This window comes from Mucilaginibacter inviolabilis, assembly GCF_011089895.1.
GTDB lineage: Bacteria > Bacteroidota > Bacteroidia > Sphingobacteriales > Sphingobacteriaceae > Mucilaginibacter > Mucilaginibacter inviolabilis.
Genome location: NZ_JAANAT010000001.1, coordinates 1,508,697 through 1,533,543, shown reverse-complemented (window position 1 = coordinate 1,533,543; position 24,847 = coordinate 1,508,697). Strand labels below are relative to the sequence as shown.

At 49.0% G+C, this 24,847-nt stretch carries 22 protein-coding genes; 16 read left to right on the top strand and 6 right to left on the bottom strand.

Going from position 1 to position 24,847, the window contains the following annotated elements:
* The first annotated feature begins 16 nt into the window (after nt 1-16).
* On the top strand, nt 17-865 hold the full coding sequence (locus G7092_RS06130; RefSeq protein WP_166087244.1) for a universal stress protein: 849 nt from the start codon (nt 17-19) through the stop codon (nt 863-865).
* A gap of 63 nt (nt 866-928) precedes the next feature.
* Here the strand turns inward: G7092_RS06130 and G7092_RS06125 are convergent, their stop codons facing one another.
* Entirely contained in the window at nt 929-2,710 is a 1,782-nt protein-coding gene (locus tag G7092_RS06125) for a hypothetical protein (RefSeq protein WP_166087241.1), read from the bottom strand.
* Nucleotides 2,711-2,766: 56 nt separating this feature from the next.
* Nucleotides 2,767-3,726 carry a DUF542 domain-containing protein gene (locus G7092_RS06120; protein ID WP_166087239.1) on the bottom strand — a complete coding sequence of 320 codons (960 nt, stop codon included), beginning with the start codon at nt 3,724-3,726 and terminating at the stop codon, nt 2,767-2,769.
* A gap of 344 nt (nt 3,727-4,070) precedes the next feature.
* On the opposite strand from G7092_RS06120, the gene G7092_RS06115 reads away from it, so the two are divergent.
* From G7092_RS06115 to hemH, 12 genes are all read left to right on the top strand, one after another.
* Nucleotides 4,071-6,461 (top strand): heavy metal translocating P-type ATPase, encoded by a 2,391-nt coding sequence (locus G7092_RS06115; RefSeq protein WP_166087237.1) that lies wholly within the window; start codon nt 4,071-4,073, stop codon nt 6,459-6,461.
* Complete coding sequence (gene ccoS, locus G7092_RS06110; protein ID WP_166087235.1) at nt 6,458-6,619, top strand: cbb3-type cytochrome oxidase assembly protein CcoS; 162 nt, start codon at nt 6,458-6,460, stop codon at nt 6,617-6,619. The genes G7092_RS06115 and ccoS overlap by 4 nt, the downstream gene beginning before the upstream one ends.
* An 85-nt stretch (nt 6,620-6,704) precedes the next feature.
* Nucleotides 6,705-8,834, top strand: coding sequence for a cytochrome-c oxidase, cbb3-type subunit I (gene ccoN / locus G7092_RS06105; protein WP_166087232.1), 2,130 nt, complete (start codon nt 6,705-6,707; stop codon nt 8,832-8,834).
* 11 nt (nt 8,835-8,845) lie between these two features.
* Entirely contained in the window at nt 8,846-9,037 is a 192-nt protein-coding gene (locus tag G7092_RS06100) for a hypothetical protein (protein ID WP_166087229.1), read from the top strand.
* Complete coding sequence (locus G7092_RS06095; protein ID WP_166087227.1) at nt 9,034-9,942, top strand: cbb3-type cytochrome c oxidase N-terminal domain-containing protein; 909 nt, start codon at nt 9,034-9,036, stop codon at nt 9,940-9,942. Before G7092_RS06100 ends, G7092_RS06095 begins: the two co-directional genes overlap by 4 nt.
* Nucleotides 9,943-11,322, top strand: coding sequence for a cytochrome c oxidase accessory protein CcoG (ccoG, locus tag G7092_RS06090; protein ID WP_317169986.1), 1,380 nt, complete (start codon nt 9,943-9,945; stop codon nt 11,320-11,322).
* 4 nt (nt 11,323-11,326) lie between these two features.
* Entirely contained in the window at nt 11,327-11,749 is a 423-nt protein-coding gene (locus G7092_RS06085; protein WP_166087225.1) for a FixH family protein, read from the top strand.
* The gene (locus G7092_RS06080) at nt 11,746-12,435 is read left to right on the top strand and encodes a sulfite exporter TauE/SafE family protein (protein WP_166087223.1); all 690 of its coding nucleotides are present in this window, start codon (nt 11,746-11,748) and stop codon (nt 12,433-12,435) included. Before G7092_RS06085 ends, G7092_RS06080 begins: the two co-directional genes overlap by 4 nt.
* 59 nt (nt 12,436-12,494) lie before the next feature.
* A complete protein-coding gene (locus G7092_RS06075; RefSeq protein WP_166087221.1) occupies nt 12,495-12,680 on the top strand; it encodes a hypothetical protein in 186 nt (61 codons plus the stop codon).
* 209 nt (nt 12,681-12,889) lie between these two features.
* Nucleotides 12,890-13,234, top strand: a complete 345-nt coding sequence (locus G7092_RS06070; RefSeq protein ID WP_166087219.1) for a hypothetical protein — start codon at nt 12,890-12,892, stop codon at nt 13,232-13,234.
* 3 nt (nt 13,235-13,237) lie between these two features.
* Nucleotides 13,238-14,296, top strand: coding sequence for an alcohol dehydrogenase AdhP (gene adhP / locus G7092_RS06065; RefSeq protein ID WP_235953785.1), 1,059 nt, complete (start codon nt 13,238-13,240; stop codon nt 14,294-14,296).
* A 20-nt stretch (nt 14,297-14,316) separates the two neighbouring features.
* Complete coding sequence (hemH, locus tag G7092_RS06060; RefSeq protein ID WP_166087217.1) at nt 14,317-15,351, top strand: ferrochelatase; 1,035 nt, start codon at nt 14,317-14,319, stop codon at nt 15,349-15,351.
* Here the strand turns inward: hemH and hemN are convergent.
* From hemN to G7092_RS06040, 4 genes are all read right to left on the bottom strand, one after another.
* Nucleotides 15,348-16,718, bottom strand: a complete 1,371-nt coding sequence (gene hemN / locus G7092_RS06055) for an oxygen-independent coproporphyrinogen III oxidase (protein WP_166087215.1) — start codon at nt 16,716-16,718, stop codon at nt 15,348-15,350. The genes hemH and hemN overlap by 4 nt on opposite strands.
* Before the next feature lie 3 nt (nt 16,719-16,721).
* Nucleotides 16,722-17,753 carry a 2-hydroxyacid dehydrogenase gene (locus G7092_RS06050; RefSeq protein WP_166087213.1) on the bottom strand — a complete coding sequence of 344 codons (1,032 nt, stop codon included), beginning with the start codon at nt 17,751-17,753 and terminating at the stop codon, nt 16,722-16,724.
* An 81-nt stretch (nt 17,754-17,834) separates the two neighbouring features.
* Entirely contained in the window at nt 17,835-18,887 is a 1,053-nt protein-coding gene (locus G7092_RS06045; protein ID WP_166087210.1) for a response regulator, read from the bottom strand.
* Complete coding sequence (locus tag G7092_RS06040) at nt 18,884-20,071, bottom strand: PAS domain-containing sensor histidine kinase (RefSeq protein ID WP_166087208.1); 1,188 nt, start codon at nt 20,069-20,071, stop codon at nt 18,884-18,886. Before G7092_RS06040 ends, G7092_RS06045 begins: the two co-directional genes overlap by 4 nt.
* Before the next feature lie 241 nt (nt 20,072-20,312).
* Here G7092_RS06040 and G7092_RS06035 point away from each other — a divergent pair, with 241 nt between their 5' ends.
* The 3 genes from G7092_RS06035 to G7092_RS06025 all read left to right on the top strand — a co-directional run bounded on the left by G7092_RS06035 (nt 20,313) and on the right by G7092_RS06025 (nt 24,840).
* A complete protein-coding gene (locus G7092_RS06035; RefSeq protein WP_166087206.1) occupies nt 20,313-21,497 on the top strand; it encodes an acetate/propionate family kinase in 1,185 nt (394 codons plus the stop codon).
* Between the two features lie 18 nt (nt 21,498-21,515).
* Nucleotides 21,516-23,876, top strand: a complete 2,361-nt coding sequence (locus G7092_RS06030; protein WP_166087204.1) for a phosphoketolase family protein — start codon at nt 21,516-21,518, stop codon at nt 23,874-23,876.
* Between the two features lie 127 nt (nt 23,877-24,003).
* A complete protein-coding gene (locus G7092_RS06025; protein WP_166087202.1) occupies nt 24,004-24,840 on the top strand; it encodes a hypothetical protein in 837 nt (278 codons plus the stop codon).
* Nucleotides 24,841-24,847 lie beyond the last annotated feature (7 nt).

The following is a 24,847-nucleotide window of genomic DNA, read 5'->3' as shown; positions in this document are numbered from 1 at the left end:
CATCGAGCCTGTTGTTATGAATACCATCGCTGTATTAACCGATTTTTCAGAAAGATCTGTCCATGCCACCCGTTTTGCGATGCATATGGCCAGGAAAATGAAGTCAAAAGTATTGTTGTTTAGCATGAGCACCGTTCCTGCAAATCTACAGCATCTGGTAGCGGCCGGTGAGCTATCGTATTCGTCGGACTCAGTCAGTGAGCTGGCAGATTTTACCTTTCGTATGGGACTGGAACTGCAAAACAGATCATTTCCGGGCGCCTGTGTCCCCGGATTGGCGTTTCATGGCGAAGGACCGGAAATGGTGGATATCATGACAGCCATCATGCAAAACAATGAAATAAATATGATCGTTACTTTTCCCCCCGGTAGTGATGACCTCGCTACTTATCTGCTCAGTGATGCCTGCAACCGGATCATTGACTGGGCCACTGTTCCGGTACTTGTCGTACCGGAAAGCGCTGCGGTCAGGAACTTTGAAAAGATCGCTTTTGCTTCGCAACTTCATGAAGAGGATATCCATTCTATCGCTGAATTGGGTGGCCTGATGGAAAATTTCGCCGCGGAGCTGATGGTTGCCCACCTGAACGAAGATCCGTCGGACGTCCGCATACAAGCGGCCGAAAAGCAACTTAACCGTGATTTATATCAAAAGCTGGATTGCGGCGGGTTTTATTTTCGTAGTATTCCCGATACGGACATACAGAAGGATTGGAGCTGGCTGAGCGCCAATAAAAAAACGGACCTGCTTGCTGTCGTCCAGGGGCCAAGGGAACAAATGGCCAGGTTCTTTAAAAGGGGACAGCATAGCCTGGTGACTTATCATATCACTATTCCGGTCCTGATTCTTCCGCAAAGACCCTGAAACCTTAAAAAAGGATAAGAAGGAGCGGCTCTTACCGATGGCAAATACCGCTCCTTTTTGTTCCTATATTTCTATTTCGCTTAATTTAGCTTCCGAGCTGGTCAGTTCCCTGATCCAATCCTGGAAAACAAATTGCTTCTGGCCTGTAGCTTCCGTGAAAAGTGTTTTATAATAGCTGATACCATCCTGTAACTGTAACTTGAACTTCGTCAGTTGTTTCTTCTTTTTATCGCTCAGATCCTTCAATTGGGATTGGAGGTCACGCTGCAGGTAATCGATATACAGGTTCAGCTCTTTGATAAACATATGCGGTCTCCTGATCTTATCCAATAGATCAACCGCGCCATAGATATGTTTGATCATTTCGTCCAGGGTATAGATCCGGGAAAAATAAGCCAGGTTTGGCCCGGGGCAGATAGCAACCGCTTTGTTTTCCCTGGGTTTCAGCATATCGTACTTGATATAGGCGGAGGCGCAAAGGCCTTCACAAAGGCATGTTTTTTCAACGACGGATTGATATTGTTGCTCATATACCTGCCCGGGAAGATACAGTGTATTCAATTGCTCCAGTTTTAGCTGCTGGTACTCCCTGGAAGCGGTACAGATCGGTTTTGCTGTAAATTCCGTATTCGTGCATAAGTACTTTTTGGTACAGGGACTGCCGGGCCGGTTATTATCCAGCCGTTCAAGGCGTAGTGTTTCTGATGTGCTCTTTTTAAAGTTATTGAACAAAATACCAAGGGGAGAAGCCCCGCTTACATAATAGTCGTCTTCCCCCGCGTGTTCCAGTTGTTCCAGGGTTTCCTGATCTACGTTCGTGACTTCCGGAACCAGTAAAAAGGGACTGCCCCAGCCGGTAGCGTCCATCTGGTAGTGATCCAGCAAAAAATCGTTTTCCGAAGCCGTACCGATCCCGCCCTGAACGCTCAGCCGCTGCCCGGGGGCAACCCTGCAGGTAATGCCCTTTTCCAGTAAAGCATTTTGATAGCCCTGGAAAAGTTCTGCTGTCATTTCCCGGCGCTTCTCCCTGAATTCCTCCAGGATCGGTCCAAGCAGGTACCCCTCCGTCGCGAATGCATGGCCGCCGCAGTTGAGCCCGGATTCCACCCGGAACTCGGATACCCAGATCCCCTTTTTTACGAGGAACTTCGCCTGGATAAAGGCGGATCGGAAATCACTCACTTTCAGGGTGACTTTTTTACGGATCAGGCCGTTTTCGTCGGGATAGAAATCCGCGAATGTTTCTAAGTAACTGTAAAGCCGGGGATTCATGCCCGCGGACAGGATCACGGAAGACTGTAGGCTGCTCCGGGCGAAACCACGGAGTGCCGCCAGTGCATCTGTATTCAGCTCACCACTGGAATCTCCGTTTGCTGTATAATTCATCTTATCTACTTTAGACATGATGTTGACATCAACGGCCCCCCGCTTCATTTCCCGTTTGAGCAATTCCTGGAAGTGTGATTTTTGCCATTCGTCGCTCAGCTCCTGCATCAGGTCATATCCCTGTTTTAAACGCGTGCTTTCAGGAAGCAGTTCAAAATAACGGCATAGGTCATTCCCGGCTTCGAATGGCAAAGCTTTCATCGCCTCAAATTGCCGCTCAACCAGGCGGTCAATCAGGTCCAGGTAGGCGGTGATCCTTCTGGCTCTTGCATCCTCCTCCTTTTTCAAAATGGGAATATAGGCTTCGCCGCTAAGCTGTGCATGGTATTGCCGCATCCGCTCTGTCAGTTCGTCATCTACAATAGACACGGTGGACGATATGCCGTAACGGCCGACCTTTAAAGGCGTGTCAATGGAATAACCCAGTCCCAATACGGGGATATGAAATGTATGGCTCATATGGATATTTTTTATTTGATTCAATTAAATTTTAATAAATAGGTACATCAGGAGATCTATTGTTTTGATCGCATGAGGTTTTCCAAGACAATCGCTTTGGGAAAAAGGATGTTATTTTCCAGGTGGAGATGTAAGTGAATGTCCTCCTCGTAAGCCGCAAGCAGCTTGTAGAGTATAGCGCAGGTATTGGAGGTATAGGCGGGAGCTACATAGCCATTGGTCAGTTGCCTGATCAGCCGGAAATCCTCCAGCAGCACCCTGCCTTCAGCCTGCGTCAAAGACAGTAGCCCGGAAACAGGCCCAAAGTCTGCTTCCTTTAAGGCTATTCCGATTTTATGCGCTGTACATAACGCGCTGATATAGGGGAACCATGTTTTTTCCTCTTTGATCCCTTTTAATTCGAGTGTGCTTCCTGTGTCCGCAAATAAATCTGCGACCTGCTTGATCTCCGGGTGGCGTACCCGGTCGGATTCTGCGACTTTATACGCCAGTGAGGTAATAAACCTGGTTTGCATGCTAACAAAACGGTGATGAAACTCAATGATATATTTGGTCAGGAAAGCCAGGTCCCAGTTGGAATAATTTGCTCCCTTGTCAGGTTCCGCCGAACCTGTTTTTAACAATAACTGTCTGATATCATTATACATAAGTCTCTTTTCGGCGCAGACTTGTTGAAGCGTTTGAGTGCCGTTGCAGATGAAATCGATATCTAGTTCTTTCAACACCCGGGCCTTCCGGTAATCCAGGGAGACGATGCTGCCAATGGTTTCCTGATCTTCATCCAGGTTTTTTTTGATCACCTTGATCTGCCAGACCAGAGGCCCGCTTTTCAGTGTTTCCCATTGAAAGCCGGGCCCGCGTTTGGCCTGTAGCTCATCATAAAGCGGACCCGGGCCCTGGTTGTCGCGGATAACTAATACGCCTCCCGGATCTAAGGCGTCAATTTTTTCAAAGATGGCTACATGCTTTAAACCTGGTTCAATCGCCCTTACATCTATTATCTCGTGTGTGTTCATTGCAGGAATTTGTCTGCAAAGCTATTTTGTGAAGGTCGTTCAATAAATGACCATGATCATATCCCCCGGATTTGACATTGTTTTTTTTTCAGCATGGTCAATCGGAATAGGACTGCTGAAAAGGAGCCCTGTCGTTAAAATGGGACCGCGGACTGCAAAAAGAGGACTTTTCGGCCATAAAACAGGACCGGCATGCCCGGTGATGGAAATGAAAGAGGGGCTGGCTTTTTTTAAATTAAAATATTTCAGGAACTAAAAATGACGGGTATCACTTTTTTAAGTCCCCGGGATCATTCCGGGGAGGGGGCATATCCTTCATTTTTGGAGCAAGAAAATGAATTAAAATGCCGGAAACCATAACTCATGTCAAACCCAGCTGCTATCACTGCGGTGACGAATGCCTGACCACGTCTTATCAAATAGAAGAAAAACAATTCTGCTGCCAGGGTTGCCGGAGCGTCTATGAAATATTGTCCGGCGCCGGGCTTTGCAGCTATTATCATTATAATGATCACCCGGGTACCACGCGCGCAAGAACGGATAAGCGGTTTGATTACCTGAATGATCCGGTGATCCTGGCCGGACTGTTGGATTACACGGACGAACGCTTGTCGGTGATTACCCTGTATATCCCGCAGATCCATTGCAGTTCCTGTCTGTGGTTACTGGAACAACTGAATCGTTTTAACCCGGCCATCTATTATTCCAGGGTGGATTTTCTAAAGAAACAGCTGATCGTGCGGTTCGACCCGAAGACCTTCAGCCTGCGGCAACTGGCGGAACTCCTGTATGACGTAGGATATGAGCCGCTGATCAGCCTGCAGGACATTATCCAGAAGCAGAACAAAGCGGAAAAAGGCAACCTCGTGCAAAAGATCGCTGTGGCGGGTTTTTGTTTCGGCAACGTGATGTTGCTCAGCTTTCCGGAATATTTCGGGCTTTCGGGTTATGAACAGACATTCAGACACTTTTTTGGTTACCTGAACATCTTGTTTACCTTGCCGGTGGTATTTTTTAGCGGTCGCGGTTACTTTATTTCTGCCTGGCATAACTTAAAAAAAGGGATACTGAATATCGACTTTCCGCTGGCGCTGGGTATCGCGGTGCTGTTTCTCCGGACTGCGGCGGAAGTGATCACCCATACCGGGGCGGGCTTTGCAGACACGCTATGTGGGCTGGTATTTTTCTTGTTGATAGGAAGATTTGTCCAGCAGAAAACCTATCATCATATTTCCTTTGAACGGGATTACCGTTCTTTTTTTCCGGTTGCGGTTCAGATCGTGGCGGAAGGGAAGGAAAAACCGGTGCCGCTTTCCGGCCTGGTGACCGGTCATCGCATGGTGATTCGTCACAATGAGATCATTCCTGCTGATGCGATTCTGTTGAAGGGACAGGCCCTGATCGATTTCAGCTTCGTAACCGGGGAATCGGTGCCTGTTAATAAAACATTAGGTGAGATCATTTATGCAGGGGGGCGGCAGACCGGGGAAGCCATTGAACTGGAAGTGATCAAGCCGGTATCTCAAAGCTACCTGACCCAGCTATGGAATAATGAGGCGTTTACCCGCAAACAGGATAACCGCATGAAAACCTTTAATGAAACCGTCAGTAAATATTTTACAATCGTTCTGATCGCCATCGCCGTAGGCTCGCTGCTGGCCTGGTTGCCTTTTAACTACAGGCGTGGCATCGACGCCTTTACCGCCGTGCTCATTGTGGCCTGCCCCTGTGCGCTGGCATTAAGTACGCCTTTTACCATGTCGGCCGCTTTAAGCATTTTTGACCGTAATTTCTTTTACCTCAAAAACACTGCGGTAGTGGAGCAGATGGCCCGCGTAAACACGCTGGTTATGGATAAGACAGGCACGATCACTACCGGCCGCGGCAAGCGTATCGATTTAAGCGGGGAGTTGACGGGGGACCAGCAACAATTGATCTACAGCGCCTGTGTTAATTCGATCCATCCCCTGAGCCGCATGATCTGTCAATACTTCGGGGCTTTGGAAAAACTCCCCGTCGCGTACTATCAGGAATTGCCCGGTAAAGGGATTACGGCCACCATCAACGGGCACCTGCTGCGCATCGGCAGCGGTAAGTTTTTATTCGGTTATTTTACGGAAACTAAACTGGTAACCCGCGTTCATATCATGATCGATGGCAGCTATCTCGGCTATTTTACCTTTTTACAGGAATATCGTGAGGGCATGGAACGGATAGGGGCGTTAAAGTCCGCCTATTCCCTTTACCTGCTATCCGGTGATCAGGACCATGAACGGGATGAACTTCTCCGGTTCTTTCCTGATAGGGGCCACCTGCACTTCAGCCAAAGCCCGCAACAGAAACTCGACCGTATCGAAGCGCTCCAGCTGCAGGGCCATAGGGTCATGATGCTGGGCGACGGCTTGAATGACTCCGGGGCTTTGAAACAAAGCGACCTGGGTGTAGCGGTCACGGATGATGTGAATAATTTTTCGCCGGGCAGTGACGCGATCCTCGACGGTCGCTCTTTTCATAACTTGCCGGCATTCCTGCGTTTTTCAAAAGACACGGTGAAAATCATCCATGCTTCTTTCCTGATCTCCCTCACCTATAACCTGGTCGGTCTGAGTTACGCGGTTACAGGCCGCCTGTCACCCCTGGTGGCAGCCGTACTGATGCCCCTAAGCACGGTGACCATCATCTCATTTACCACACTCGCTACTCATTTTGCCGCGAAAAGGAGGAACCTGATATGACGATCATCTATTTCCTGATCGGCTGCAGCGTTTTGCTTGCCCTGATCTTCCTGGGCGCATTTTTCTGGGCCCAGCGTACCGGGCAACACGAAGATCTCTATACCCCATCCATGCGGATCCTGCTGGATGATGACGACCCGGATGCCGAAGAAAAATGATGACGATCATTTTTAAAACCCATCACCGTCATGTGGTTAGCCAACAAGCCTGAATAATTTTACCATCATAAACAGAGAACAATTTATGCAACCCGAAAAATTTTACTATGACAACAAGATCGTCCGGAATTTTGGTATTGCTACCGTAGTCTGGGGGATCATTGGCATGACCGTCGGCCTGATCGCCGCCATCCAGTTATTCCTCCCGGGCGCCAATATGCACAACCAGTACACCACCTTTGGGCGCATCCGGCCACTCCACACCAATGCGGTAATTTTCGCCTTTGTGGGCAATGCTATTTTTATGGGGGTATATTACTCTCTGCAGCGACTGCTGAAGGCAAGAATGTTTAGCGATATGCTTAGCCAGGTCCATTTCTGGGGCTGGCAACTGATCATCGTTTCCGCAGTTATTACACTGCCACTCGGTTTTACCACCTCACATGAATACGCGGAACTGGAATGGCCGATAGATATCGCCATCACCATCATTTGGGTGGTGTTCGGCTGGAATATGTTCGGTACCATTTTTAAACGCCGCGAAAGACATCTTTACGTAGCGATCTGGTTTTACATCGCGACGTTTGTTACCATTGCCGTGCTGCATATTGTCAACTCCTTTGAACTGCCGGTATCCCCCTTTAAAAGTTATATGGGTTACGCCGGTGTGCAGGACGCGCTGGTACAATGGTGGTACGGCCATAATGCTGTCGCATTTTTCCTGACCACACCTTATTTGGGCATGATGTATTATTTCCTGCCGAAAATGGCTAACCGCCCGATCTATTCCTATAAATTAAGTATCCTGCATTTTTGGGCGCTGATCTTTATCTATATCTGGGCAGGCCCTCACCACCTGTTGTATACCACGCTGCCGGGCTGGGCGCAATCACTGGGTGTAGCCTTTTCCATTATGCTGATCGCTCCGAGCTGGGGCGGTATGATCAACGGTTTATTGACCCTTCGCGGGGCCTGGGATAAGGTAAGGGATGATGTGATCCTGAAATTTATGGTTGTCGGACTTACCGCTTATGGCATGGCCACTTTCGAAGGCCCCATGCTTTCCCTCAAACAGGTGAACGGTATCGCGCATTTCAGCGACTGGATCATTGCCCACGTGCATGTCGGCGCATTGGGTTGGAACGGTTTCTTAACTTTTGCTATCCTGTACTGGCTGATACCCCGTATCTATAAAACGGAATTGTTTTCTAAAAAGATGGCTTCCTTTCATTTCTGGATCGGGACGCTTGGTATCCTTTTTTATGCCATTCCGATGTATTGGGCCGGTTTTACGCAAAGCCTCATGCTGAAGGAATTTACGCCCGAAGGTATGTTAAAATACCCTAACTTTTTAGAAACGACCCTCCAGATCCTCCCCATGCATATGATGCGTGCCGCAGGGGGAGCCATGTACCTGCTTGGGGTTATCGTCATGGGATATAACCTTACACGTACCGCCTTACAGGGCAAGCTGGTGGCTAATGAAGCGGCGCAAGCTATGCCGCTGGTGCCAGCTCACGAAATCGCCCCGGAAAGCAGCTGGCACCGCAGGCTGGAGCGCCGGCCGATCCAGATGCTGATCGCCGCGTTATTGGTCATTCTTGTCGGAACCTTTGTGGAGTTGATGCCTACTTTAACAATTTCATCTAATATCCCAACTATCGCGGCGGTTAAGCCTTATACACCATTGGAACTACAGGGCAGGGACCTCTATATCCGGGAAGGCTGTTCCAACTGCCACTCGCAGACCGTCAGGCCGTTCCGCTCGGAAACGGAACGCTACGGTGAGTACAGTAAAGCCGGCGAATTTGTTTACGATCACCCGTTTTTATGGGGTTCCAAACGTACAGGACCCGACCTGGCCAGGGAAGGGCAGAAATATGGTAATGCCTGGCACTATAATCACCTGATGGACCCGCGCCTGATGTCGCCCGGCAGTATTATGCCGGAGTATGACTGGCTGATCTCGCAGAAATTGGACACGACCACGACACGTGCCAAAATACACGCCATGCGCATATTAGGCGTTCCCTATCCTTTGGGTTATGAAAATATGGCCAACCGGGACCTGGATAAACAGGCGAAACAGATCAGCGATAATCTGTACCTGGACAAGATCAAGGTTAAAAATAACCGGGAGATCATAGCGCTCATCGCCTACCTGCAACGCCTGGGAACGGATATCAAAGCCAATAAAACAGCCAGTAACCCTTAATAAGAAAGATCATGTTTAAGCAATTTACCGAAAATATCAACGCAAACCAGGCCTACCTGCTTTTCTCCTTAGGGATATTCTTTGTGTTCTTTATCGTTGTAACGATCATGCTGATCCGTATCCGGAAACAGCATGTGGATCACATGCGTGATCTTCCCCTGCAAGACAGTTTAACAGATTCAACACAACCTTTACAATCATGAAATACCACCGGATACTCCTGATGACAGCCTCGTTGCTGTTTGCTATACAGCCGGCCATGGCCAGCGATGACAGCCTGATACCCGGGGATGTCATGAACTATATCGGCTTTGGCGCCATTGTAAGCATGTTACTGCTCTTCGTGATCGTCATGCTGGTGCTGTTAAAGACTTTTAAGATACTGACCAGGGTCGTATTAAGGGAGCAGGGTTTGACGCCGGCAGAAATAGACGCCGAAATGAACCCGGTAAAACCTAAAAAAGAAAAGAAACCGAAAGCAGCGGTATGGGAAAAATTATTATCCCTTAAACCCCTGGCCGAAGAGCAGGAACTGCTGATTGCCCATGATTATGATGGCATCCAGGAGCTCGACAACCCGATCCCCGCATGGTTTATGTACCTGTTTTATGGTACGATCACTTTCGCGGTGGGTTACCTGCTGAATTACCACGTATTTAAAACCGGGCAGCTGCAATATGCGGAATACCGGACGGAAATGGCGCAGGCGGATATCGAAAAGAAGGCCTTTTTAAGTAAAGCGGCGAACCGCGTGGATGAAAATACCGTGAAGCTGGTACACGATCCTGCGGTGATCGCCTCTGGACAGGCTATATTCAAAAGTACCTGCGCCCCCTGTCATGGTGAGCATGCCCAGGGAAACGTAGGTCCCAACCTGACCGACGATTACTGGCTGCACGGCGGAAAGATCAATGACCTTTTTAAAACCATCAAGTACGGGGTTTTATCGAAAGGTATGCCAACCTGGGAAAAACAACTCTCGCCCAAACAGATTTCCGATGTGGCCAATTTTATCGAATCGCTGCATGGTTCCAACCCTGCAGGTGCCAAGGCGCCACAAGGAACCAAAGAAGCGGACACAAATCAAAAACTCGTTGCCAATAAATAAATGATGGACGGACTGTTGGTAGCAAAAGAAACACAAAAACGCCCCTGGCTCTATCCGCTGATCCGGAAAGGTAAGCTGTATCGCTGGCGTTCCAGGATCAGCTATGTTTACCTGGCTGTATTTTTTGCCGGGCCGTTTTTGCGCATCAACGGACAGCCGCTTTTACTGCTGGATTTTATGGACCGGCAGTTTGTTATCCTGGGCCAGGTTTTCTGGCCCCAGGATATTTTCCTGTTTGTACTCGCTTCGCTGGTTTTTTTCGTGTGCATTGTCTTATTTACCATCGCGTTCGGCCGCATTTTTTGCGGATGGATCTGCCCGCAAACCATTTTCATGGAGTTGGTATTCCGGAAAATAGAGGTCTGGATCGAGGGAAGCCCCACGAAAGCTAAAAAACTGGACGCCGGTCCCTGGACAAAGGAGAAGGTTTTCAAAAAAGGTTCAAAGCATACCCTGTTTATGTTGATTTCTTTTTTGATATCCAATACCTTCCTCGCCTATATCGTTGGCAGCGGAAGTCTGATCAGGATCATTACGGAACCGGTAAGGGCTCATTGGGTAGGATTGATCAGCATCTGGGTATTTACACTGGTCTTTTATCTGATATACAGCAGGGTACGGGAACAGGTATGTACGCTGTTCTGTCCCTATGGGCGTTTACAGGGTGTGATGATCGATGAGCATACCCTCGTTGTGGCCTATGATGATGTCCGGGGCGAGCCCCGGGGGAAACTAAACAAAAAGGATGATCCGCTCCATCAGCATAAAGGGGATTGTGTGGATTGCGGCCTGTGCGTGGATGTTTGCCCGACAGGCATCGACATCCGGAAGGGCACGCAGCTGGAATGTATCAACTGCACCGCCTGTATCGATGTGTGTAACGAGGTGATGACTAAAATAAACAGGCAACCAAACCTGATTGGCTTCTATTCTGAAAATATGATCCGGGAAAAGGCAAAGCCATCCCTCACCGGGAGAATGATGGGATATGGCGGGGTTATCGTCATGATGATGACGGTACTCTGTTACTTCATTTTCAGCAGGGGCGATATGGACCTGAGCATCTTACGGAGCGCGGGATTGCTTTACCAGGAACAGCCGGGTCATTATATCAGTAATATCTACAACGCGGAAATTATCAATAAATCCAGCAAGAACAGAAGGGTGGCCATAGTTCCGGCTGACCCCGCGGTTAAAGTAAAATATATCCAGGCACCGGGGGAGGTCAATGCGGGCGGATCAGTAAAAACGGTCTTTTTCCTGATGATTCAGGACAAGAACATTAAAGCTGAAAAAACGGATGTGAAAATTAACCTGGTGTTTGACAACAGAATTATACAAACGGTCAGCACCACTTTTGTGGGGCCATCAAACGATTAACGAAATGAACTGGGGAAAAGGAATTATTTTGGGCATGGCCCTGTTTATACTGTTCATCCTCGGCATGTGTGTGCACATGTTTAGGATGTCCGCCGATGAATACGATCATCATTATTATGAAAAGGGCCTGAATTTCGATCAGGACTATAATAAGGAAAAACAGGTTGTCACCGATCAGGCCAGGCCGCAAATCCGGATCGACGGGGATTCTGTCCGTATTGTTTTTAGGAAAGCCGCGAAGGGTAATGTCCGGTTTATCAGACCTTCTAGCGAGGCGCTTGATAAAGTATTTTCCCTGAATACCGCTGAGGGGAAAACGGCTGCGTTTGCTGTTGCCGCGCTCGTCAAAGGGCGCTGGCGGCTGGTTTTGGAATGGAACAGCGGCCAAAAGGATTATTTATACGAACAGGAGGTGGATCTCCGATGAGCAGTAACCAGATCGCTTTTTTTATTGGCCTGTTCGGCAGCTTGCACTGCATCGGTATGTGCGGACCGCTGGCTTTCGCAATTCCCTCCTTTGATACCCGCTGGTGGCGGATCATCATCGACAAAATTACTTATAACGCCGGACGTGTGATGACCTACTCGTTTTTGGGTTTGCTGATCGGTTTGCTGGGGCGCCAGCTTTGGCTGGCCGGGCTGCAACAGGGTGTCAGCGTGATCAGCGGCGTGCTCATTATTGGTGCCGGCTTTTCCAGGGTGATCAAAGTTGAATTTTCCAAAAGCCGGCTGATGTCCGGATTCCTGTCGCCGGTAAACCGGCTGATCGGTTATGCCTTAAAACATAAAGCTGGGCATCTCGCCGTCGGTATGTTGAACGGGTTCCTGCCCTGTGGTTTTGTTTACCTGGCATTGATCGGCGCGGTCAATACCTCATCTCCTTATGCATCAGCCGGCTATATGTTCTGGTTTGGGCTCGGTACTTTCCCGTTAATGCTGCTCGCCACGGCCGGTTCCGGATTTATAGGTCCCTTGTTCCGCCGGCGCATCAATAGCGCAATGCCTTACCTGATGGTTTGCCTGGGCTGCTGGTTTGTACTGCGCGGCCTGGGTATGGATATCCCTTACCTGAGCCCTGCAAAACAAGCCTCCGGTGTTGCTAGTTGTCACTAAGGCTATCCGGCGGCTGAAAATGACAATGCCGGATCATTTAAGAACTAATATGACTTAATATGAGAACCTTAAGTAAAGAAGACCGGAAATTTAATAAGGAATGGCACCTGGCCAACCCGATGCCCAAAAATGCAACATTTGCACAAAGAGTGAACTGGCACCTGGAACACCAGAAGAACTGTTCATGCAGGCCTATTCCGGAAAAATTGCTCAGGGAAATGAAGAAACAGGGGATTCGTTACTAACGCTTTCCTCTCTATTAAGATAAGCAGCCCGGCAGCAGGCCGGCGATAGATCCGATGTCATTTTCGGGTCCTGCTTCCAGGTGTTTTTTTAGAACGACCGCTTGCCGGTAAACCGGATGAAAAGTGATCCATATCATATTTATACAAGACCGTCATCAGGGAATGGTCTATAGCTGCAACGGATATTTGTACTATTAAAAATATCAATTATGGCATCTTTAACAGCATCTGCCCGATGGAGCACCAAAGCGGCAGCAAAATCTAATTCCAATACCCTGCTCCGCAAATGGACCGTCTTCATGGAAAGCCAGTCTGAAAGTAAAACATTGTGGTTCCTCGTTTCCCTGGTTGTTCAGGGTGTCTTTTTTCTCCCCATACCGGCAGTGCTCATTTATTATTATGACGCTCCTGTGCTGGTACTGGTGCTTACGCTGACCCTTTTCTTCGCCAATATTATCGCAGGGATGGGCGGAGCCGGAATCAAGACATTGCTCCGCTTGTTCGCCGCGAGTATCATTATTCATACGCTGATGGTACTGGTCTGTGTCTTATAAATTATGAACTTTTTTAATAAATCCGATATGATACCTCAAAAAATGAAAGCGGCAGTGATCCGCGAATTTGGTAAACCCTTGCAGATCGAGCAGGTGGAAGTTAAAACACCACATGCTAATCAGATATTAGTAAAAGTGATCGCCTGTGGCGTTTGCCATACCGACCTGCATGCCTGTAATGGTGATTGGCCGGTAAAACCCAAACTTCCGCTGATACCGGGGCATGAAGCCATTGGTTATGTCGTGGCGATGGGAGCGGAGGTAAAAGATATCCGGGAAGGTGATATTGTTGGTGTGCCCTGGTTGTACAGCGCCTGCGGTTGCTGTGAATTTTGCATCACCGGCTGGGAAACGCTATGCGGGACCCAGCAGAATGGCGGTTATAGTGTCGACGGCGGTTTCGCGGAATATGTCCTGGCTGATCCCAGGTATGTAGCACGCTTTCCAAAAGGCATTAATTTTACAGAAATGGCGCCGATCATCTGTGCCGGTGTAACGGTTTATAAGGGACTGAAGGAAACCGAGGTGAAACCGGGAGAATGGGTAGCCATTTCCGGTGTTGGGGGGCTGGGACACCTGGCCGTTCAGTATGCGAAAGCCATGGGCATGCATGTCGCCGCTATAGATATCGCCGATGATAAGCTGAGCCTGGCCAAAAAACTGGGCGCCGATCTCGTCGTGAATGCGGGAGAAGAGGATCCCGGAGCCTTTCTTCAAAAAGAAACAGGAGGGATGCACGGCGTCTTGGTTACGGCTGTTTCCCCGATAGCGTTTCAGCAGGGTATTTCGGCCTTGCGCCGTAAGGGAACCATCGCCCTGAACGGCTTGCCCAAAGGGAATTTCGACCTTTCGATATTCGAAACGGTATTGAACCGCTATACGGTCCGCGGGTCCATCGTCGGAACCCGTAAGGATATGCAGGAAGCTATTGCCTTTGCCGTTGAAGGCAAGGTGAAAGCAACGGTGCATGCCGCAAAGCTGGAAGATATCAATCAAGTCTTCGATAAGATGAAAAAAGGCCAGATCGACGGACGCGTCGTGCTGGAAATCGCCAAACCCTGAACTGTCTTCATTTTTTACTCATGCGCAAAGGGATTTTACTGGTCAATTTAGGTACGCCGGACAGTCAGGCGGTGGGCGATGTCAGGAAATACCTGGCGGAGTTTTTAATGGATAAAAGGGTGATCGATATTCACCCTTTTTTGCGTTTTCTACTTGTGCGCGGGCTTATTATACCTTTTCGCGCGCCAAAATCAGCCAGGCTCTACCGCGGGATCTGGAATGACCGGACCGGCTCTCCCTTGCTGCATTTCAGTAATCTGCAGCTGCAATTGCTCAAACTGGAACTGGGCGATGATTACGTCATCGAACTGGGCATGCGATACCAATACCCCTCTATCGAACTGGCATTGCATAAACTGAAATCCGCCGGTGTTCAAAGCATCGTCGTCATTCCGCTTTTTCCGCAATATGCCTCGGCTACAACGGGTTCTGTGATCGCTGAAGTGATGCGGGTGATGCGGCGCTGGCCGACTATTTTGCCGCTTGCGGTCAGGGGGGCGTTCTACGATCATCCCCTGTTCATCGATGCCTTTACAGAAAAGATACAACGTTACAACCGCGGTTCCTATGATCATATACTGTTCAGCTTTCATGGCTTGCCGGAAAGGCAGTTAAGAGCCTGTGATCCCTCCGGAACGTATTGTCTGGCGCAGAAAAATTGCTGTGCCGTATTAACTGAAATAAACCGGAACTGCTACGCGGCCCAATGCCACGAAACCGCCAGGCTGATCGCCGCGGAGCTGAAACTCACACGTGCGGATTACTGCGTGTGCTTTCAATCGCGGCTCGGAAAACAGGAATGGATAAAACCCCACACTTCCACCACTATCCGGCAATTGGCGGCATCCGGTAAAAGAAGATTATTGGTGGTATGTCCTGCTTTTGTCTCCGATTGCCTGGAAACCCTGCAGGAGATCGCCGTAGAATACCGGCAGGAATTTATAGCAGCCGGCGGCGAAGAACTGTTACTGGTGGAAAGCCTGAATGAGTCACCCTTATTTATCCGGGCGCTGCAGGAAATGGCAACAGGAATAGCTGTCCACCCGCTTGTTTAAATAGCCATACTAAATATGGTGGAGGAGGGTTTGTCTGCCCAAAGCCTGGCATCAAAACACATGCAGATATTGCGCAGGAAGCGTTTGCCAGCCTGCGTTACCGTTAGGCCAGAAGGATTGAGGATCACCAGGCCGTCAGCTGCCAGCGGGCGCAGCCGGATCAATGCTTCCGAAAACCCACCCTTATCTTCATGTAATTGTTCCCAGGAGGTATGTCCGCTGCACATGATATTTAAGATCTGCTGGCGGACAGCCAAGTCTGTTTCGCTGAGCAGGTGACCTTTAATAACCGGCAGATCACCCCTGCGGATAAGTTCCAGGTATTCTTCCACTGTTTTTGCATTTTGGGCAAACCCGTACCAGGAATCGCTGATAGCGGAAACACCCAGGCCGATGAGCAATTGGGTATGCTGTGGGGTATAGCCCATAAAATTCCGGTGCAGGGTGCCCTGTTTTTCGGCAAGGAACAATTCGTCCTCCGGCAACGCAAAGTGGTCCATACCGATCTCGCGGTAGCCGTAGCTGGTAAGCAAAGACCTGCTTATCTCCTGCAGTATACCTTTCATCTCCGGATCGGGAAGATCGTCTTCCGTAAATTTACGCTGGCCCGGTTTGATCCAGGGCACATGCGCATAGCTGTAAAAGGCGATCCGGTCAGGTTTTAGTTCAGCTACGATACCCATGGTTTTGAGCAATCCTTCCATCGTCTGCAGTGGCAGGCCGTAGATCAGGTCGTAATTGACCGAAGTGTAGCCAATTCTCCTGGCTTGCAGCGTAACCGTCAGCACTTGTTCAAAGCTCTGCCGCCGGTTGATGATCAATTGTACCTGAGGGTCAAAGTCCTGGATACCGAGACTGAGCCTGCGGAAACCCAGGTCAAATAAGGTCTGCAGGTGATCTACCGTAGTGTTCGCCGGATGCGCTTCAAAACTAAAATCTGCATTTTCGTGAATATGCACGCCCTCCAGTAATCCATCGATCAGTTTATGCAGGTTATTTGCGCTAAAAAAAGTTGGGGTACCGCCCCCCAGGTGTATTTCTCTAATAGTGGGTGTTTCTTTAAATATGTTGCGGTATAACTGCCATTCTTTTAATACCGCGGCTATATAAGGCTCCTCGACCCGGTGATTTTTGGTGATGCGGGTATTGCATCCGCAATAGGTACATAAATGTTCGCAGAAAGGCAGGTGGATATACAGGCTGATACCGGACGATTCATTGCTTTCATCAAACGAAACCTTAACGGTTTCTTTCCAGGAATCGGTGTTAAACGTGTGATTGTCCCAATAGGGTATGGTCGGATAACTGGTATAGCGCGGCACGGCGACATTATATTTATCGGCGAGCTCTTTTAGTCGGTTTTCCATAATTCAGGATTGAACGGAGTCTTTGGGTTTGGGTGTTTTGTTACATTCATGGGAACAGGCACAAGCTTTGCCCTCACATTTATTTTGCTGCCATAGATCCAGACTTCTGATCGTTTGATCGGCGATCTCCTGCAATGCTTCTTTCGTTAAATAAGCCTGATGCGGCGTGATCAGCACATTAGGATAACTCATCAGTTTTTCTAATTGGGAATCTTTTACCGGGTCCTTTTGATGATCCCCGAAGAATAGCCCCTTTTCAAATTCATAAACGTCCAGTCCGAGGTAACCCAGCTTTCCGTTGTTCAGGGCCGGGAGGATATCCATTGTATTTAACAGCTCCCCCCTGGCGGTGTTGATTAACATCACCCCATTTTTCATCTGCTCAAGTGTTTTCTCCTGGATCAGGTGTTTGCTTAAAGGCGTAAGTGGTATATGAAGGGAAATAATATCTGCGCTGTTTAACAGGGCTTCCAGGGAAACAGTTTTTACAAAACGGCTACGGTGAGCGTTGTTAACATCATAGCCAATAACGTGACAGCCCATCCCATGATAGATTGCTGCCGCGGCCTGACCGGTCTGGCCCATGCCGATGATACCAACGGTTTTGCCCGAGAAATTGAAACCGATCAGTTCGTCGCTGGAAAAATTGAATTCATGACCGAGCAGATCGGCTTTAATCAAATGGCGGCTGAGCGCGAGGGCCAGCGCAACCGAGTGCTCGGCAATCGCCTGCGGGGAATAGGCGGGTACGCTGGCTATCTTGATGCCATGCCTCGCGGCTGCCGCTTTATCGATATGATCTGTACCCGCGGAGCGGGTAATAATATATTTGACACCCAGCATCGCGAGCATGTCGATAACCGGACCGGAAACATCATCATTGATAAACACGATCACCGCGTCCTTTCCCTCCGCGTAAGCTGCCGTTTCCGGGCTTAAGGGGTTTGAAATGAGCGTAATGTCATGTTTTTTCTGATTGGCTTTTGCCAGATATTCCTTTTCAAATGGCTTGATACTATAGGCTACCGCTTTCATCTGTTGTCGTTTATGAATACAAAGCTACCCTAAAGGTGAGTTGCATTTGATGAGCGGTATCAGCTATTATAGTGATCTGTGTCAGTTTTTCATTTTAGCCAGTTTCTCCGGATGGAGGACCTGGATCAGGCTGCCCTTCTTCTCGATCAGGCCTTCTTCTTTAAAATCAGACAGCGTGCGGCTCACGGTTTCCGTTGCCATTCCCGCCATGGCGGCCAGGTCTTCGCGCGTAATTTTAAAACCGTCCGTTGCACTGCTTTGCTGCCGCTGTAAGCGCGACAGCGCTTCGGCCATCCGTTTCCGGACGGAATGATAGGCCAGCTGCATCAGTTGATCTTCTTTATCCCGGATATCATTGGCCAGCAGTTTAATAAATTCACGTGCCACTTCAGGATATAAATGCAGTAATTGCTCCAGCTGGTCTTTAGGGATCAGACAAAGCGTACTGTCTTCCAAAGCTGTTGCGGTGTCCGTATACGCTTCGTTGGCCAGCATCGCGTTGACACCCAGGTATTCATCCGTTCCATATATCCCGGTCATGAGTTCGCGGCCGTCTTCGGCCAGTTTGATCGTTTTGATCTTTCCTCCGGTGACTAGGTAAAGGCCGTTACCCTTATCGCCGTCATAGTATATCACCTGGTTCTTTTTAAATGACCTGATCTTACGATCCTGGATGATCTTTTTGAGTTCCGCCAATCCATCGTTTTTCCCGATCAGGTTGTTCAAACGATCCAGCGATTTACTGTAAAAGGTTTTCTGCAATTCCTGTTTCTTCAGCCGGCTTTCAATGGCGTTCAAGAGGTCCATATCATCAAAGGGCTTGGTCAGGTAATCATCCGCGCCCATTTCCATGCCTTTTCGCAGATCTACCCGTTCGGCTTTCGCGGTCAGGAATATGAAGGGAATGGCGCTGACTTCAGGATTCTTATTCAGCATATATAAAACCCCGTAACCGTCCAGTTCGGGCATCATGATATCGCATAAAATAATATCGGGCGGGTTCTTAACTGCGAGCTCCACACCGGTTTTACCATTACCGGCACTGGTTACCTCGTAACCTGCCAGTTCCAGTATTTCAACAACATTTTCACGGATGTCATTGTTATCTTCAATGATCAAGACTTTTTTGCTCATGATATGGGAAATTTAATGGTGAATAGGGTGCCTGTGTTGATGTCACTTTTAAATTCGATCTGGCCGTTCATCAGGTTACTGTAACGTGCCACGATATTGAGACCCAGCCCCGTTCCCGGGATATTGCCGGTGTTATGTGCGCGGAAGAATGCCTCAAACAGGTGTTTCTGATCAGTGTCAGGGATACCTATCCCATTATCTTTGACCCCAATCAGGCAAAATTGTTCATTGATCTCTGTGTTGAATTCTATGAACGTATTTTCCCCCGAATATTTGATGGCATTGCCGATGAGGTTGATTACGCAGTTCCTGACCAGGTTCTGGTCGAGGATCACGACACTGCTGATTCCGGTATGCTGGTAAATAATGCTTTGGTTTTGTTTGGCTATCATCTGCATTTCTTCGGTAATTTCCTCCGAAAGTTTGACCAGGTCGAAGGCCTCGAAAGCGGGGGTTACTTTACCCGCCTCCAGTTTTTCCAGCGATAAAAAATCATTCAGGATAGCTGTAAGGTTACCGATCGCGGTTTTGATCTTCGCGACATGCTTACTGATATTGGGGTTATCAAAGGGCTGCGCGTATTTTTCTATTAAAGAGGATGACAACTGTATGGCGCTCAGTGGTGTACGGAACTCATGGGATGCCATAGATACGAACCTGCTTTTTAACTGGCCCAATTCCTTTTCTTTTTCCAGGGAAAGGCTTACTTCCTCTTTGGCTTCCTGTAAGGCTTGTACTGTTTTTTTTAGGGACAGTGTTCGTTCTTCAACCAGTTCTTCCAGGTGGGCGGCATATTCCTTTAACTGTTCTTCTGCTTCCATTTCGCGGCTGAGGTCATGGATAAAGCCGGCATAGATCTTTCTGCCCGAAAAGGGGACATCGCTCACCCCCAGTTTGAACGGGAAGGTGCTGCCATCTTTGCGTAAGCCGGTTACCACCCGGCCGATGCCGATGATATGCGGTTCGCTGGTTCGCTGGTACCTGTTGATATACTCATCATGCTGCTCCTTATATGGCGGCGGCATTAACGTAGAGATATTTTGACCGATCACCTCCTCCGGGCTGCAGAGGAATAGTTTGCAGGCGGCCGGGTTGATGCTCTCTACGATACCTCTTCCGTCTATCGTAATGATACCGTCAATGGCATTTTCGATGATCGCTTTTAACAGGGCGGTGTTTTCCATATACTGATTTTATCAAATACTGATTGTGATCACAAATATTGGTAATCGGAACCGGATAAAATATAATTCTTTTCACGCAAAATAGTGACTGTCGTCATTTTTTGACCCGAGGCCTTTTATACCAGCTATCATGATCACAAAGGTGACCGTGATCACCTTTGTGATGAACGGTCATCATTTATCCGGCCGCCGGTTGACCGTAACTTAGTCCCAGTTTAAAGTGTGTTTAATTAAAGTAAAAATGACAACTCCGCCCGGCGCCTATATATTAACGATCAATTGCGGCTCTTCAAGCCTCAAGTTCAGCTTGTGGCAATCCCGCGCCCCCATCATCGAATTGTCGGGGTCGGTCGCGCTTTCCGGGCCGGAAGAACGGCGTTTCCATATTCAGGATAAAGACGGGCAAATACTGCAAAGCCATCCCGTAAGCCATGCTAACATAAGATCGGCTGTCCTCGAGCTCTCAGTTTGGCTGCTCAATAATAAGCGGCGGTATCCCCTGATCGCGATAGGTCACCGGATCGTACAAGGCGGTCCCGACCACCGCGCCCCGGAGATCATTACGGAGGGATTACTGAAAACTTTACATCAGCTTGTTTACCTGGCGCCCAACCACCTGCCGGACGAAATTCGGGTGATCAGGATTTTTCAAACCGCTTTCCCGGGTATCAGGCAGATTGCCTGCTTCGATACCTTTTTTCACCGGGACCTGCCCGACTGTGCCAAATATTACCCACTGCCGGAGGTTTACAAAAAGCAGGGGCTGATCAGGTATGGTTTTCATGGGCTTTCTTATGAATACATTACGGCCAGCCTGGCCGAAAAGGATATGTCATGGACAAAAAAAAAGATCATTATCGCCCATTTGGGTAATGGCGCCAGTATCACAGCGGTAAAAAATGGGATCAGTATAGACACCACCATGGGGCTGAGCCCAGTTGGCGGCCTGGTGATGGGTACCCGTTCCGGTGACCTCGACCCCGGTGTAGTGTTATATTTATTAAAACGGGAGCATTTAACCGCTGACCAGCTCGACGATTTGCTGAGCAAAAAGGGAGGCTTACTGGCAATTGCCGGAACAAGTGATATGCAGATCCTATTGCAGCGCAGGGAAGAGGATATAAAAGCACAGGAAGCCATTACGCTTTTCTGCTACCAGGTTAAAAAGACCATCGGGGCCATGGCCGCCGCGATGGGTGGCCTGGACCTGCTGGTATTTACCGGCGGAATAGGGGAGAACTGCCCGCTTATACGGGAATACTGCTGCAACGATCTCGGTTTTTTAGGGATTTTCATCAACAAGCAGCTAAATCAACGAAACCGCCTGTTGATCTCCACACCGGCCTGCCGCGTGAAGGTCCAGGTGATCCCTGCGGACGAAGAGGCCATGATCGCCCAACATACCTATCCATTTATAGAGAATTAATAATCAAGCATCCATATCATGAGCACATTATCTTTAAAAGAACTGACCCATATACAGGCTTACTGGCAGGCTGCCAATTACCTGGCCGCAGGACAGATTTATTTACAGGAGAACGCCTTATTAAAGGAACCCCTGAAGCCGGAGCATATTAAACCCCGCCTGCTTGGCCATTGGGGGACCTCACCCGGGTTAAACCTGATCTATGTTCATTTGAACAGGCTGATCAAAAATACCGGCGCCCATGTACTTTATGTTTGCGGCCCTGGCCACGGCGCTCCGGCCATTGTGGCGAATACGTATTTAGAAGGTACTTATTCCGAAATTTACCCGGAGGTCGCGCAAAACGAACAAGGCATGCGGCAGTTGTTCCGCCAGTTTTCAACACCTGGGGGCGTGCCCAGCCATGTAGGCGCCCATGTACCGGGCTCTGTGCATGAAGGCGGTGAATTAGGGTATGCATTAAGCCACGCCTTTGGAGCGGCCTTTGATAATCCGGACCTGTTGGTAGCCTGCGTGGTAGGCGACGGTGAAGCGGAAACCTGTCCCCTGGAAGGGAGCTGGAAATCGATAGCATTCCTGAACCCCGCAACGGATGGCGCAGTTTTGCCTATCATTCACCTGAATGGCTATAAGATATCAGGCCCAACGGTGCTGGCCCGGATGAGCGATCTGCAATTGACAGAGTTGTTCTCCGGTTACGGTTATGATGTGCTCTTTGTGGAGGGTGATATCCCTGCCGCGGTTCATCAGCAGATGGCCGGGACGCTGGAGGAGGCTTACCGAAGGATCAAACTGATCCAGGAAAAAGCCCGGGCCGGTCATAACACAAAACCTGTTCAGTGGCCGGTGATCATTTTAAGGACGCCAAAGGGCTGGACCGGACCAAAAGAATGGAAAGGTGTTCCCATAGAAGGCACCTTCCGGGCGCACCAGGTGCCATTGACCGGAGTGAAGGAAGATCCTGATAAATTAAAATTACTCGAATCCTGGATGCGCAGTTACCGGCCTGAAGACCTGTTCGATGAAGCAGGAAAGCTGGTTCCCGAACTGGCTGCGATGGCACCGGAAGGTGATCAGCGCATGAGCGCATTGCCTGAGGCCAATGGGGGAATATTGCTCAAAGAGCTCCTGCTGCCCGATTTTAGGTCATATCAACTGGAAATAACAAGCCCCGGTGAAACGGAAGCGGAGAGTACCCGTAATTTTGGCAAATATCTCCGGGATGTTTTTACCCTGAATGTAGGTGCCGGGAACTTCAGGCTGTTTTGCCCGGACGAAACGACCTCGAACCGGCTGGAAGCTGTTTTTGAAGTGACCAACAGGTGCACCCAGGAACAAATACTGCCGAAGGATGATAAGCTGGCTACGGACGGACGGGTAATGGAAGTATTAAGCGAGCATTTATGTGAGGGCTGGCTGGAAGGTTATTTACTGACCGGAAGACATGGCCTATTCCCTTGCTATGAAGCTTTTGTCACTATCGTGGATTCCATGGTGAGTCAGTATGCCAAATGGATAAAGACATCGCGTGAACTGCCCTGGCGCAAGCCCGTAGCATCATTGAACTATTTACTCACCTCTCATACCTGGCGGCAGGACAACAATGGTTATAGCCACCAGGGACCGGGTTTTATAGATACCGTGGTCAATAAAAAAAGTTCGGTGATCCGGATCTATCTGCCGCCTGATGCCAATACGCTTTTATCGGTGATGGACCATTGCCTGCGCAGCAAGGATTACGTCAATGTGGTGGTAGCGGGTAAACAGCCGGAATTACAGTGGTTGTCTATGGACGAAGCTGTGGAGCATTGCTCCAGAGGGGCCTCGGCCTGGAAATGGGCCGGTAATGATCGTGGGCAAATGCCTGATGTGGTATTGGGTTGTGCAGGCGATGTACCGACACTGGAATCGGTTGCCGCGGCACAATTATTAACGGATCACTTTCCGGATTTAAGAGTCAGACTAGTAAATGTAGTAGATCTGATGGCTTTGTCACCGGTAGCTTATCACCCGCATGGCATGAGTGAAGAATTGTTCAGCGAGCTGTTTACAAACACTGCTCCGGTTATTTTTGCATTTCATGGTTATGTACGCATCATCCATGACCTGGTGCACGGGCGCCCGGATCCTGCCCGTTTTCATGTATGCGGTTTTATGGAAGAGGGGACAACGACGACACCATTTGACATGGTGGTACTCAATCAGATGAGCCGTTATCACCTGGCTATGGAAGCCGTAAAAAGGGTTCCGCGGATGCATCAGCAGGCAGATGATTTTATCAGCTTCTGTGAATCCAGATTAAAGGAGCATCACAGCTATATCTGTGCTCATCTGGATGATATGCCGGAAATTAAAAACTGGAAACTGGACCGGCACTGACATAGAGATAAAAAGGGGGCTTACCTGCTGATATCCTGACCTCAAACAATTCTTTAGGTGATCCTGGTCATTTAATTGCCGGGGCATTATTGCAAAATTTACAGAGACCGGATATTCAACCGGATACATGATGAAAACGATTATCGTCCTTAATGACAACACTCCGGCAGATCTTCATGCAATTGCTTTCGCCACCATGCTGGCCAGGAAGATACCCGCAAAAATTGTGATTTGCCATACTTCAAAAGTGCGGGAACTGGAACGCGAAAAAGTAAGGGTCGGAACAAATTTTCCGGCCGAACAAGATGAACGCTGGGTAAACAAATATCCGGCTGAAAACACTGCGCCCAATGGTACGGAGAGCGGCGATAACCCGGTCATCGAGGAAATGGTGATTTCGGATTTCCATATTCCCAGTTTCGCGGAGATGGTCAACAAGGATCAGGTTTATATGATCATTAAGGGGCTGTCACATCAATCAGAAAAGGACGGTTCTGTCGAAAAACTCGATGCTTACCTGGTATTGAACCGGGTACGCTGCCCGCTCCTGCTGATCCCGGAGAGCTGGCCCCTGAAAGAGCTGGAGCGCCTGGTTTATATTGCGGACCTGCGTTATTGCCGTTTGGCCTTTGTGAAATACCTGGCGGAACTGGCCAAATCCATTCGCGCGAGCCTGACGATCGCTCATTTGTCTGCCAAAGGATTGCCTCCCATCATGGAGCCTTATGCGCAAACTTTATTCACAGCGGAAATAGGTGCACATATCGATTATGACCAGGTGTTTTTCAATAACATCAGGGAATCTGACCTGATCAAGGCCGTCGACGTGATGACCAATGGTATGCATAATGACCTGATCGCCCTGGTTAACCATCGCTTTCATTTTGAGCAGATCATAGGTGATTATGTCGGGCATTCCCTGCCTGTACACATGGCAGTTCCCCTGCTCATTTTTCCCTATTGATCAAACC